The organism is Glutamicibacter sp. (genome assembly GCF_035257265.1).
Classification (GTDB): domain Bacteria; phylum Actinomycetota; class Actinomycetes; order Actinomycetales; family Micrococcaceae; genus Glutamicibacter.
The window spans coordinates 41245-53884 of the sequence record NZ_DATEXC010000053.1 but is presented as its reverse complement, the minus strand read 5'-3'; the positions used below and the strand labels follow the sequence as shown (position 1 = coordinate 53884).

The following is a 12640-nucleotide window of genomic DNA, read 5'->3' as shown; positions in this document are numbered from 1 at the left end:
GCTATACGGGATGTGTCCAAGTCGGAACGGGAATCATCCGATTTGCATCGACCTAGATTTATGGTCTAGACTAAATTCTGTTCGCGGCAATGAAGTCACGAATCGTGGGGATGTAGCTTAGTGGTAAAGCCTTAGTCTTCCAAACTAATGATGCGGGTTCGATTCCCGTCATCCCCTCCACGAAAAAGGCCTCGCTGATGCGGGGCCTTTTTGCATATCCAAAATAAGTTTGCGAATGAGCAAGCTAAACGACGCAGAACTCATTTCCCTCGGGATCTGCAAGCACTACGTGATCTAGATGTCCGTGCATGAAGTGTCTTGACAGTTCCTTGGCGCCGAGCAATATTAGCTGCTCGACTTTCGCTTCAACTCGAGACCCGCGTTGCTCGGCGGGCTGGTCGCGACCCAGTCCTACTTTCACGTCCAGATGAATGCGATTTTTTGCAATCTTGGCTTCGGGTACTTTGAGCATTGAAATTTGCGGCCCAGTGCCGGTCGGGTCACAGATGACTGCACCGTCATCCCATTGCGCTGGTGGCACCTCGCAGGCAATCAGCCAGTCCTCCCAGGAGGCGAAGCCGGCGGGGGCTTCGGCATCCACATATCCAAGCGCCGCCTTCCAGAAGCGAGCAAGTTGCGCAGGGGCTGCACAATCAAACGTCAGTGTCCATGTAGTTGGCATGGCTAAAGGGTACTACCCAGGCGTTGCGCGGGGCAGTGGACGGCAGCGAACAAAACCCGGAACACGCAGTTCGAAACGCATGCCGAAGAGTTGGCTGTGAGCGTTCGGGGATATTTCTGCGAAGAACATGGAAAAAGCTTGTTACTCAACTCACCTTTTTCGGTGTTTTACCTCAAAAACAGACGTCAACACCGGAAAACCCGCGTAAATTCGCAGAAGTCAGATGTTTTGAACACGAGGATGCCGATTTTGCTTTTAGCTCGAACCCGTGTAAATTTATTTCTTGTGATCACGCAGGGATAACAACTTCCCAGCAAAGATTCACGAGATGTTGGCTCAGGTGAAAAGCGATTTTCACGCAGAGTGCAACGGGGTATAGCTCAGCTTGGCTAGAGCGCGCGCTTTGGGAGCGTGAGGTCGCAGGTTCGAATCCTGTTACCCCGACTCATGAGATAAGTTCTTCGGAAGTTATTGCATGATAAAAAGATCTAAAGATAATTTAGTTCTTGTGATCACCGGAAACAGTAAAAAGTATCTGGCAAGAATCGCAAACGATTAGTGGATACAGGATGACTCGGGTTAGACTGTTCACTGCTAATCGGGGTGTAGCTCAGCTTGGCTAGAGCGCGCGCTTTGGGAGCGTGAGGTCGCAGGTTCGAATCCTGTCACCCCGACTCTGTCGAACAACCCCGCAACGCCACCATGTTGCGGGGTTTTTTGCAGATAAAACCTAATTCTTAGACAACTCAGGAGTACAACGCTGTGAAGAGCGCCGTCGAAAACGTCAACCCGACCCGGGTGAAACTGACCGTTGAGGTTCCTTATGAGGAACTGAAGCCCCGCGTCGATGAGGCGTACAAGACCATCGCTCAGCAGATTCAGGTTCCAGGCTTCCGTAAGGGCAAGGTGCCGACTCGTATGATCGATCAGCGCGTTGGTCGCGGATACGTCATCGAAACCGCTGTGAACGAGGGCCTGAACGACTTCTACCAGAAGGCTATGGTCGAGAACGAACTGACCCCGCTTTCCCGCCCAGAGGTTGACATCACCGAACTTCCTTCCATCGAGAAGGAAGGCGAAGGCCAGCTGGTCTTCACTTTCGAAGTTGATATCCGTCCGAAGGTTGAACTACCTGACTACAAGGGTATTGAAGTTTCCGTCGAGGCTAAGGAAGTTGCCGACGAAGACATCGATAAGGCCCTCGATGACCTGCGCGGTCGTTTTGGCACCCTGAAGGATGTTGAAGCACCAGCTGCTGCAGACTCCTTCGTCACCTTGGACCTGACCGCATCGGTCGAGGGCGAAGAGGTAGACGCAGCTCAGGGTCTGTCCTACCAGGTTGGTTCGGGCAACATGCTAGAGGGCATGGACGAGGCTGTTACCGGCCTGTCCGCAGGCGAAGACGCCACCTTCGAGACCACCCTTGCCGGTGGCGAACACGCAGGCAAGACCGCGACCGTGAAGGTTGTTGTCTCTGCAGTCAAGACCCGCGAGCTGCCAGAAGCAAACGATGACTTTGCTCAGCTAGCTTCCGAGTTCGACACCATCGCCGAACTACGCGAATCGCTGTCCAAGGATGCTGCCGAAGGCAAGATCACTGAGCAGGGCGTAGAGGCCCGCGAGCTGGTTCTCGACAAGCTGGTCGAACTGGTTGAGGTTCCTGTTCCTGCTTCAGTCATCGACGAGCAGATCGAACAGCACTTCAACGCACCAGACGCTGAAGCTGACCACGACACCGAAGAGCACCGCGCAGAAGTTCGCGAGAACACCGAGCGTGCATTCAAGAACGAAATCATCCTTGACGCCGTTGCCGACGCCGAGGAAGTTGGCGTTGAGCAGTCCGAGCTGATCGACTACATCGTGCAGACCGCAGGTCAGTACGGCATGGAGCCAAACCAGTTTGCGCAGATGCTTGACGGCGCCGGCCAGGTTCCAATGTTGATGGGCGAAGTTCGCCGTCGCAAGGCACTTGCCAAGGTTCTTGAATTCGCAACCGTCACCGATTCGAACGGTGCCGCTGTAGACCTGACCTCATTCGTGAAGCCAGCAGGCGAAGAAGAAGCTGTAGAGGAAACTGCAGAGGCTAAGTAGTCTCGCAACCTCGGTAGCCACCTACTAACTTGGAATCAAGTTAGTAGGTGGCTACTTTTTTGTTCGCTGTCGGTATAGTCATGCGCCGTGAGCGAAACAAGGGCATGAAACCGCGCATCTAGCAGTTGAAGTCAGTAATCTCAAAGTAACCAGTTGCAGCTTTGGGATTCGAAAAAGAATTTCAAAATCTGATCTACACGTTTGGAAGAGGTAGAGAACATGTCAAATGATTCGCGCACTCCCACCATGGCATCCGTTGACCCGGCCGGCCGTGAGGATTACATCTACAACCGCTTGCTCAAAGAGCGCATCATCTGGCTGGGCTCCGAAGTCCGCGATGACAATGCCAATGCGATTTGCTCGCAGCTGCTCTTGCTCTCTGCGGAAGATACTGAAAAGGACATCTACCTTTACATCAACTCCCCAGGCGGATCGATCACCGCAGGCATGGCTATCTACGACACCATGAACTTCATCCCGAACGATGTGGTGACCGTGGCAACCGGTCTGGCCGCATCGATGGGTCAGTTCCTCCTGTCCTCGGGTACTCCAGGCAAGCGCTATGCGACCCCTAACGCTCGTATCCTCATGCACCAGCCTTCGGGTGGCATTGGCGGAACCGCTTCGGATATCAAGATCCAAGCCGAACTGATCATGCACATGAAGAAGGTTATGAGCGACCTGACCGCGGAGCAGACCGGGCAGAGCGTCGAACAGATCCTGATCGACAACCAGCGTGATAAGTGGTTCACCGCTGAAGACGCGCTGGAATACGGATTCTTCGACCAGATCGCAAAGCATGCCGGCACGGTCACCGGTGGCGGCGGCGTCGACGCCGGCAAGTAGTCGGCCTTAGCTATCGCCCTGAACCCCAAAGATTTGTCCAAGGAGAAAACCATGAACTTCAATCCGGAAGCCGTTAGCGGTCAGATGCCGTCGGCCCGCTACATCCTGCCACAGTTCGAAGAGCGCACCCCGTACGGGTTTAAGCGCCAGGATCCATACGCCAAGCTGTTCGAGGATCGCATTATCTTCCTCGGCGCGCAGGTCGATGATGCATCGGCAGATGACGTCATGGCCCAGCTGCTGGTTCTTGAGTCGATGGACCCAGAACGCGATGTCACCCTGTACATCAACTCACCAGGTGGATCTTTCACCGCGATGACGGCGATCTACGACACGATTCAGTTCATTCGCCCAGAAGTACAGACGGTCTGCCTCGGCCAGGCGGCCTCCGCCGCAGCCGTACTGCTGGCCGCCGGTACCCCGGGCAAGCGTCTGGCTCTACCAAACGCACGCGTGCTGATCCACCAGCCGTCAATGGGTGGCGGCGAACGCGGTACCGCGACCGATCTGCAGATCCAGGCCGAAGAAGTTATGCGTATGCGCTCATGGCTCGAAGAGACCATTGCAAGCCACTCGGGTCAGAGCGTTGAGAAGGTACGCGACGACGTTGAACGCGATTTGTTCATGACCGCTGCCGATGCCAAGGAATACGGCATCGTCGACGAGGTGCTTACTCCACGTAAGATGACCCGCGCAGTTCTTGGCCACTAGGACTTACACGGAATAATTACTGAGTACTGGCGGTTTACCTTGTAGGCGCGTTCTCCACAGGAGGATTGCACCACGCAGGTAGACCGCCATATTCAGCTAATTTGGGGGTTACCTGACTTAGAATTGGGATAGTCCACGGCAACTCAAGCAAACAGGAGATCGGTGCGATGGGACGTATGGGCGAAGGCTCGGATCTGTTGAAGTGTTCTTTCTGCGGAAAGAGTCAGAAGCAGGTAAAGAAGCTAATAGCAGGCCACGGAGTCTACATCTGTACCGAATGCATCGAACTGTGCAATGAGATCATTGCCGAGGAGTTTGCTGAAGAACAGGTCTCCGAAGATTTTTCATTGCCAAAACCACGAGAAATCTTCAATTCCTTGGAAGAGTACGTGATCGGTCAGGAGAATGCTAAGCGTGCTCTATCCGTCGCCGTATACAACCACTACAAGCGAATTCACGGCACTCAGGAGCATTCTCCTGTTGCAGCCTTGAACAGTGAGAATCCGCTGGATGATGTTGAGGTCTCGAAATCTAACATCATGCTAATCGGTCCTACCGGTTGCGGTAAGACCTACTTGGCGCAGTCACTGGCTAAAAAGCTGAACGTTCCGTTCGCCGTAGCCGATGCAACCAGCTTGACCGAGGCCGGCTATGTCGGTGAAGACGTTGAGAATATTTTGCTGAAGCTGATTCAAGCTGCGGACTTTGACGTCAAGAAGGCCGAGACTGGCATTATCTACATTGACGAGATTGACAAGATTTCACGAAAGAGCGAGAACCCTTCAATTACTCGGGACGTTTCCGGTGAAGGCGTTCAGCAAGCTCTGCTGAAGATTCTTGAAGGTACCGTCGCAGCAGTTCCGCCGCAGGGTGGACGCAAGCACCCACATCAGGATTTCCTGCAGCTGGACACAACGAACATTCTGTTTATTGTGGCTGGTGCCTTTGCCGGACTCGAAGAAATTATTTCCTCACGTGCGGGTCGAAAGGGTATCGGGTTCGGAGCACCGCTGACCGCAATAAAGTCTGAGGCTCCGTCTTACTCCGATGTTCGTCCCGAAGACTTGCTGAAGTTCGGCTTGATCCCAGAATTCGTTGGTCGCCTCCCGGTGATTGCTACGGTAGAGCATCTTGACCGTGAAGCATTGATTCGAGTTCTTACGGAACCCAAGAATGCACTGGTGAAGCAGTACCAAAAAATGTTCCGGATGGACGGCGTGGAGCTGAGCTTCGAACCGCAAGCCCTAGACGCAATTGCTGAACTGGCAATTGAACGTGAAACCGGCGCACGTGGGCTTCGTGCAATTTTGGAAGAGACATTGGGCGGCATCATGTTTGAGCTGCCTAGCTTGGAAGAGGTTGCAGAGGTAGTGGTGACTCGTGGAACTGTCTTAGATAAGGACGAGCCGTTGCTCCTTTCCCACGAACTTGCAGCGAAGCGTAACAAAAAATCCGCATAGTTTAGAGTTCCATTAATTTTTCGTAGGAAGTTGAAGGTTCATGCCACAGCGCACACAAGTTGATTTCTGGTTCGACCCAATCTGCCCTTTCGCTTGGGCCACTAGCCGTTGGATCAAGGAAGTTGAAAAAGTTCGTGACATCGATGTTCGTTGGAACGTCATGAGCCTTTCGGTGCTCAACGAAGGTCGTGACCTTCCTGAGGACTACCGCGCATCAATGGATAACGCCTGGGGGCCAGTACGAGTAATCATCAAGGCTGCGCAAGAGCATGGCGATGAGGTTATTGACCAGCTCTACACCGCAATGGGTGAACTAATTCATTACGAAAAAGTTGAAGACCGCGCCGATGTCATATCCCGCGCGATAGCAAAGGTCGGGCTTCCAGCGGAGTTAGCACAGGCTGCTGATACCGATGCCAATGATGTTGCACTACGTGCGAGCCACGAAGAAGGCATCTCCAAGGTTGGCCAAGACGTTGGCACTCCAGTCATTGCGGTAAATGGAGTGGGGTTCTTTGGTCCGGTCATTACCCGAATCCCAACTGGCGAAGACGCAGGCAAGATGTTTGATGCCGCTGCGCAGCTGGCTTCTTTCCCTTACTTCTTTGAAATGAAGCGCAGCCGCACCGAAAGCCCAGTTTTCGATTAATCTGCGTTCTACAAGCCTCGTACGATTGACCCAGCCATATTGTGGCGGGTCCGATTGTACGAGGTTTTTTATTTAGTGCCGGCCATATTCTTCGTAGACCGGTTGTGTGTTAGTTAATGAAATTGACCTAGCTTAAGCGAGATTCGCGAAGGGGAGCGCTCTCACTGACCTCGTGAGAGTTAATGTTTCGCTCGGCGGTAACTTTGCGTGAAAAAATTTCAACCAACTACTCAAACGCTAAAATGTGAAGCGCGTCATCGTCGTTTCACAAATTTTAACTGTCCCGGGTCTTGCATGCCGCGTCCGCCTACTGCTAAGTAACTTTCATTTTCCTCTGCGATTTCTCGTGCAGATTCAAGAGAATCCTGCGAAAGTGATGTCTGGGGTCCGGCTATTAGTCTGGTTCGCTCTCTGAGTTTTGGTCGCAAGAAAATCGCTGCTTCATAGTTTTAACCAATTTGCGTGTCGAATGTATAAAATTCTTCGCGAACGGTCCTATGTATTACTTGAAAGATGTGTTTGACTAACTCCCACAGGTGCTCCGGCACATGCTTTCGACGGCGGCCCCCATCCGCCACACAGGGAGAAAACGTGCAAGACAGAATCCAAAACAATGCCCCCAAGGCGAGCCTGCGCAAAGGTCGAGCAATAGCTGCACTTTTGCTTGCCGGTGGACTAATCGGCGGAAGTGCCTCAATGGCCATGGCTGCACCCACAGCCCCCACCGACAAAGTCGAGTCATCAACAATCAGCCAGGCAAACGCTGAAAAGGCGATGAGCTACTGGACCTCATCTCGTATGAAGAACGCCAAATCCGCTGACGTTCTCACGCACGGGAAATCCGCTACGAAGGGTGCGCAGCAGGCGGGGGAGTCAAAGAAGATTTCCGGCCAGAAGGCAGCGAACCCGAAAAATAAGGGTCAAAAACTGAAGAAAGGATCATCAGTCACACCGGTGTCCCACATTGGTAAGGTGTTCTTCACCCTTGGTGGCTCAGACTATGTGTGCTCGGGTAACTCGGTTGTTTCGGCCAATGAATCAACGGTTTCCACTGCCGGTCACTGCGCCAATGAAGGCCCTGGTGCCTTCGCAACCCGCTGGGTCTTCGTGCCTGCATACGAAAACGGTAACGCACCGTACGGATCATTTGCAGCAACTGAATTGGTGACCCCCACTCAATGGAGCAATGGTGGAGATATTACCTATGACACTGCCTTCGCCGTGGTCTCCGATAATAGTGGAGTCAGTTTGGCTGATCAGGTCGGTGCTTCAGGTGTCGCCTTCAACCAGGCTCGTGGATTAACATACACAGCTTTCGGTTACCCGGCGGCGAGCCCATTCAATGGCGAGACGTTGCAGTCATGCTCCGGTTCGGCAGTTGACGATCCATACGGACAGAGCGATTCTCAGGGCATCCCCTGCGATTTGACCGGTGGATCCTCGGGCGGCCCATGGTTCCTTGGTGGATCCAGCAGCTACCAGAACTCAGTCAATAGTTTTGGCTACAGTGGCGTGCGTAACACGATGTTCGGTCCTTACTGGGGCACCGTCATCGAGCAGGCATATAATTCTGCACAAAACTAGCAGCAAGTGAGTTGGGCGGAATGTCGAGGAAGACATTCCGCCCAACTTGGTTAAGGATGAATGGATGGCATCACGCGACGACGCTGTGAAAGGCGAGGACGATTCAACTATCGTTCACAAGATAGCCCAACCGCCTAGTGAACAGGTTGCCTATTTTAACGAGGTACACCGGCGCAAAGCGAAACCGATGCAACGACTAATAGCTAGTCCCGAGGAGTCAGATAATCCTGACTCTGAGAAATGATCCGGGCTAGCACCAGTTCCCGCATCCAGCCGAGGATCAGAAATAAGCCGTGCCTGATTGTGACAAGTTTCTGCAGTTTCAGCTTACAAACGCAAAATTAAATGGGTACTTGTACGCCTGCCCTGCCCGGTACTCATCTGGTGCTTTGACGGCGGCCATAATAGCAATCACAAAGCAGACGATGCCGCCGAGAACACCAATCAGCCAACCAATGACAGGTACGAACGCTAGCAAGCCAATGATTGCGCGAATGATACTGAAGTTCAGTGTCTGCTGATGGAAGTCGCGGACCAGCGGATTGCTACGTTCCTTATCGATCACAAAGAAAATGAGTGCCGGAATGATTCCAAAGAATGCCGAAAGCCATCCATTAAGTTGAATGCGTTGGAGGCTGTCATCTACGCCTTGTCCCGGCCGTGGAGCCGGCGGAAAGCCTTGCTGGCCAGAATAATACGCACCGGGCGACTCAGCGCTGGGATTGCCTGTTGGTGATTCGTTTGTTGGAGGAGTTGTCGCGCCGCCCACGTCATCTGGCTTGAACTCGTTTGAGTCTTCCGGTGTGGTTGTCATTTGAGCCTCTCAAGAGTCGAGCCTGATTGCTTACTCTGACCGTACACCGTTAAAGCAATGTTCCGTTTAATAGAGATCAAATCGTTATTACACTTGATTTTATCGAAATCCAACAGCTGTTCAATTACAGAGAACGAATTGAGAACTATCGTGGAAACAGCGAAGGCCACCGAGAAAATCTCGATGGCCTTCGTGTCTTACCAAATGAAGATTAATCTTCTTCGGCAGGAGCCAATTCCACGTTTACAACGTTGAGATCGCCCTCGGCTTCAACCAAGGTCAGTTCACGTGCGTTTCCGGCGGACTTCAGGTCGGTGAAGCCTGCACGCAACTGTTCAATCGCAGCTGCAGGTGCGTGGATTTCACCAGAAAGTACCTCGGTGCGTTGTTTGACCTTAGCGTCTGACTTTGCCTTACGGATACCCGAGAGTGCGTGGCCAACGGTAGGAAGAACCATGGCGTCAGCACCTTCGGTGGCTGCGCTGAGATGAGCAACGCTTGGCCACTGCGACAGGTGAACGGACCCGGTTCGCCACCAGCCCCAAACTTCTTCGGTAGCAAACGGCAAGAACGGTGCAAACAAACGCAGTACCGAGTCCAGAGTTGTTGCGAGTGTTGCAAGAACGCTGGCCTGTTCAGCTTCACCATGACCGCCATAGGCACGGTCCTTGATCAATTCAACATAGTCGTCGGTGAACGACCAGAAGAACGATTCGGTGATATCCAGAGCACGCGCGTAGTCATAGTTTTCAAAAGCACGCTGAGCGTCCTCGATCACGGTAGACAGACGCAACAGCAACGAACGATCCAGACCGTTTGTGACCAATGACGCGTCATTGGTCAGCACGTTTGCCTCGGTAGCACCCAGGTTCAAGACGAACTTAGAAGCGTTAAGAATCTTGATCGCCAGACGGCGGCCAATCTTCATCTGGTTGATTTCGTAGGCGGTATCGGCGCCCAACTTGGCACTGGCGGCCCAATAACGAACAGCGTCGGAACCAAACTTCTCCAGCACCTCGTTTGGTACCACCACGTTGCCCTTGGACTTGGACATCTTCTTACGGTCTGGATCTAGAATCCAGCCCGAAATGGCAGCGTGCTTCCAAGGAACATCGTTGTGCAGCGCATCGGCACGCACTGCGGTTGAGAACAACCAGGTGCGGATGATGTCGTGGCCCTGCGGGCGCAGATCAAATGGGTATACCTTGGAGAAGAACTCGTCATCGCGTCCCCAACGACCCACAATCTGTGGGGTCAGCGAGCTCGTTGCCCAAGTATCAAGCACGTCGGCGTCACCGATGAAACCGCCGGATACACCACGCTGATCCTCGGTATAGCCGATGGGCGCATCCGCTGCCGGATCAACCGGAAGCTGTGCAGTCTCAGGAAGAATCGGAGCGTCATAGTTAGGCTCGCCCTGCTCATCAACCTTGTACCAAACGGGTACAGGTACGCCGAAGAAGCGTTGGCGGGAAACCAGCCAGTCACCATTTAGGCCAGAAACCCAGTTCTCATAACGCGAGCGCATGAACGATGGGTGGAAATCGATCTCCTGCCCGCGGGCAATCATTTGCGTACGGCGCTCTTCGTCACGGCCGCCATTTCGGATGTACCACTGACGTGAGGTGACGATTTCCAAAGGCTTGTCGCCCTTTTCGAAGAAGTTCACCGGACGTGAGACCTTCTTAGGTTCACCATCAAGCAGATCTGCTTCGCTGAGCATCTTGACGACGGTTTCCTTCGCGGAGAACACGGTTTTCGCCGAGATCTCTGCGTAGGCTTCCTGTCCGGCCTCGGTGGTGATCCACTCCGGGGTATCGGCCAAGATGCGGCCGTCGCGGCCAATGATGGCCCGAGTTGGCAGCTGCAGTTCACGCCACCACGTTACGTCGGTCAGGTCGCCGAAGGTACAGACCATGGCGATGCCCGAGCCCTTGTCTGGCTGAGCCAGGGGGTGTGGGTAAACGGTAACCGGTACGCCGAAGATCGGCGAGGTGACCGTTTTGCCGAACAGGTGCTTGTAGCGCTCATCGTCTGGATGAGCGACCAGGCCGGCACAGGCTGCGAGCAGTTCCGGACGAGTGGTCTCGATGAAGACCTGTTCGCCACCTTCGGCAGTGAATGCATAGCGGTAGTAGGCGCCTGGCATTTCGCGGTCTTCGAGTTCTGCTTGGGCCACCGCGGTACGGAAGGTGACATCCCACAGAGTCGGAGCTTCGGCCATGTAGGCGTCGCCCTGCTTGAGGTTTTCCAAGAACGCTCGCTGAGATACCGCACGGGCGTTGTCATCAATGGTCCGGTAGGTCATGCGCCAGTCAACGGACAGGCCCAGAGTGGAGAAGAGCTGTTCGAAGACTTTCTCGTCTTCGACTGCTAGTTCTTCGCAGAGTTCAATGAAATTCTTACGGCTAACTACATCCCAGTCACGCTGGTTTTTCGCCGGTGACTCAGGTGGGCGGTAACCCTCGATATATGGTTTGGTCGGGTCGCAGCGAACGCCGTAGTAGTTCTGTACGCGACGCTCGGTGGGAAGACCGTTGTCGTCCCACCCCAGTGGGTAGAACACGTTCTTGCCGCTCATGCGCTGGAAGCGTGCCAACACGTCGGTCTGCGTGTAGGAGAACATATGTCCTACGTGCAGGGAACCGGAAGCGGTTGGTGGGGGAGTGTCAATGGAGTAAACGTCCTCGCGGGTCGTGTCCTCGTTGAAGTGATAGGTGCCCTCGGTGCGCCACCGGGACGAAAGACGTTCCTCTAGGCCTTCCAAAGCGGGCTTGTCAGGAACGGAAACCGTTGCGGGCGTGTCTGTGCCCAAGTTGTCTTCTGCCATGTTTCTATTCTTTCATGTTTTAGAAGGCAAGGAAGCATTGATGTTCATGGTCTGGGCCACTTGAGCGAGGGATGCCTGGGTGGCGTAGCCAAAGGGGCTAAATATCATCTGTCGGGCACCGACTCGCGGGCGGGTGAACGGCTTACGTAAGAGAAATTCATCGCCTCGCATGCGGGCGCCCCAAAGTTCTAGAGTGGGAATATGACTAATTCTCAAAATCAGAACAATTCACGCTCTGCCCTCGTCACCGGTGCTTCGAGTGGCATCGGTCAGGCTACCGTCCGTGCCTTACGTGCACAGGGCTGGAACGTTTTCGCAGTGGCGCGCCGTGAAGAACGACTGAAGTCCTTGGCTGCCGAAACCGGGGCAATCGCACTGGTTGCAGATGTCAGTGTGCAAGCTGATGTTGATGCACTGGTCAGAGACGTCGAAGCGCAAGATGGAGTCGATACGCTCATCAACTGTGCTGGCGGAGCACGCGGAAGTGACCACTGGGCCGAAGCAAAAGACGAAGACTGGGAATTCATGTGGCAGGCAAACGTCATGGGAACCATGCGGTTGACCCGCGCGCTATTACCTTCCTTGCGTACCAATACAGGCACCATTTTGAACGTCACCTCAACCGCCGCACTGTCCAGCTACGAAGGTGGCAGTGGCTATAACGCCGCAAAAGCAGCGCAACGAGCCATGACTCAGGCGCTACGTTTGGAAGAAGTGGGCAACGGAATTCGTGTCATTGAGATCCTTCCAGGACTCGTCCACACCGAAGAATTCGCCCTGCGCCGGCTTGGGACCAAAGAAGCAGCCGAGAAAGTCTATGCGGGAGTCGCCGAACCACTCACCGCCCAGGACGTTGCAGAAGTGATTCGCTACGCGGTCAGCGCACCGTCACATGTGAACCTGGACGAAATCGTCATTCGGCCACAGGCTCAGGCCGCCAATCACAAGCTGATCCGCCAAAGCTAACAAATCG

General features: G+C 53.9%; 10 protein-coding genes and 3 tRNA genes. 10 read left to right on the top strand and 3 right to left on the bottom strand.

Annotated elements, in window-relative coordinates; all coding sequences use genetic code 11:
- Nucleotides 1–106 precede the first annotated feature (106 nt).
- A tRNA-Gly gene (locus VJ369_RS14400) sits at nt 107–180 on the top strand.
- Nucleotides 181–244: 64 nt separating this feature from the next.
- Here the strand turns inward: VJ369_RS14400 and VJ369_RS14395 are convergent.
- A complete protein-coding gene (locus VJ369_RS14395; protein WP_324092755.1) occupies nt 245–682 on the bottom strand; it encodes a VOC family protein in 438 nt (145 codons plus the stop codon).
- Nucleotides 683–1051: 369 nt separating this feature from the next.
- Between VJ369_RS14395 and VJ369_RS14390 the strand changes: the two genes are divergently transcribed.
- The 8 genes from VJ369_RS14390 (at nt 1052) to VJ369_RS14355 (ending at nt 8023) form a co-directional block, all read left to right on the top strand.
- A tRNA-Pro gene (locus tag VJ369_RS14390) sits at nt 1052–1126 on the top strand.
- Nucleotides 1127–1281: 155 nt separating this feature from the next.
- Nucleotides 1282–1356: transfer RNA gene (locus VJ369_RS14385), tRNA-Pro, on the top strand.
- 88 nt (nt 1357–1444) lie between these two features.
- Entirely contained in the window at nt 1445–2773 is a 1329-nt protein-coding gene (tig, locus tag VJ369_RS14380; RefSeq protein ID WP_324092754.1) for a trigger factor, read from the top strand.
- A 246-nt stretch (nt 2774–3019) separates the two neighbouring features.
- Complete coding sequence (locus tag VJ369_RS14375) at nt 3020–3619, top strand: ATP-dependent Clp protease proteolytic subunit (RefSeq protein WP_096254622.1); 600 nt, start codon at nt 3020–3022, stop codon at nt 3617–3619.
- Nucleotides 3620–3670: 51 nt separating this feature from the next.
- Nucleotides 3671–4330, top strand: coding sequence for an ATP-dependent Clp protease proteolytic subunit (locus tag VJ369_RS14370; protein WP_105673836.1), 660 nt, complete (start codon nt 3671–3673; stop codon nt 4328–4330).
- A 167-nt stretch (nt 4331–4497) separates the two neighbouring features.
- Nucleotides 4498–5790, top strand: coding sequence for an ATP-dependent Clp protease ATP-binding subunit ClpX (gene clpX, locus VJ369_RS14365; protein ID WP_324092753.1), 1293 nt, complete (start codon nt 4498–4500; stop codon nt 5788–5790).
- 40 nt (nt 5791–5830) lie between these two features.
- Complete coding sequence (locus VJ369_RS14360) at nt 5831–6439, top strand: DsbA family protein (RefSeq protein ID WP_324092752.1); 609 nt, start codon at nt 5831–5833, stop codon at nt 6437–6439.
- Nucleotides 6440–7135: 696 nt separating this feature from the next.
- Nucleotides 7136–8023 carry a trypsin-like serine peptidase gene (locus VJ369_RS14355; protein WP_414652667.1) on the top strand — a complete coding sequence of 296 codons (888 nt, stop codon included), beginning with the start codon at nt 7136–7138 and terminating at the stop codon, nt 8021–8023.
- Nucleotides 8024–8345: 322 nt separating this feature from the next.
- Here the strand turns inward: VJ369_RS14355 and VJ369_RS14350 are convergent, their stop codons facing one another.
- On the bottom strand, nt 8346–8837 hold the full coding sequence (locus VJ369_RS14350; RefSeq protein WP_324092750.1) for a DUF4870 domain-containing protein: 492 nt from the start codon (nt 8835–8837) through the stop codon (nt 8346–8348).
- A gap of 211 nt (nt 8838–9048) precedes the next feature.
- On the bottom strand, nt 9049–11667 hold the full coding sequence (gene valS / locus VJ369_RS14345) for a valine--tRNA ligase (protein WP_324092749.1): 2619 nt from the start codon (nt 11665–11667) through the stop codon (nt 9049–9051).
- Nucleotides 11668–11868: 201 nt separating this feature from the next.
- Between valS and VJ369_RS14340 the strand changes: the two genes are divergently transcribed.
- Nucleotides 11869–12633 (top strand): SDR family oxidoreductase, encoded by a 765-nt coding sequence (locus VJ369_RS14340; RefSeq protein ID WP_324092748.1) that lies wholly within the window; start codon nt 11869–11871, stop codon nt 12631–12633.
- Nucleotides 12634–12640: the final 7 nt, after the last annotated feature.

Coding starts and splice junctions, on each gene's coding strand:
- VJ369_RS14395 (WP_324092755.1), bottom strand. CDS start 682: ATGCCAACTACATGGACACTGACGTTTGATTGTGCAGCCCCTGCGCAA.
- VJ369_RS14375 (WP_096254622.1), top strand. CDS start 3,020: ATGGCATCCGTTGACCCGGCCGGCCGTGAGGATTACATCTACAACCGC.
- VJ369_RS14370 (WP_105673836.1), top strand. CDS start 3,671: ATGAACTTCAATCCGGAAGCCGTTAGCGGTCAGATGCCGTCGGCCCGC.
- clpX (WP_324092753.1), top strand. CDS start 4,498: ATGGGACGTATGGGCGAAGGCTCGGATCTGTTGAAGTGTTCTTTCTGC.
- VJ369_RS14360 (WP_324092752.1), top strand. CDS start 5,831: ATGCCACAGCGCACACAAGTTGATTTCTGGTTCGACCCAATCTGCCCT.
- VJ369_RS14355 (WP_414652667.1), top strand. CDS start 7,136: ATGGCCATGGCTGCACCCACAGCCCCCACCGACAAAGTCGAGTCATCA.
- VJ369_RS14350 (WP_324092750.1), bottom strand. CDS start 8,837: ATGACAACCACACCGGAAGACTCAAACGAGTTCAAGCCAGATGACGTG.
- valS (WP_324092749.1), bottom strand. CDS start 11,667: ATGGCAGAAGACAACTTGGGCACAGACACGCCCGCAACGGTTTCCGTT.
- VJ369_RS14340 (WP_324092748.1), top strand. CDS start 11,869: ATGACTAATTCTCAAAATCAGAACAATTCACGCTCTGCCCTCGTCACC.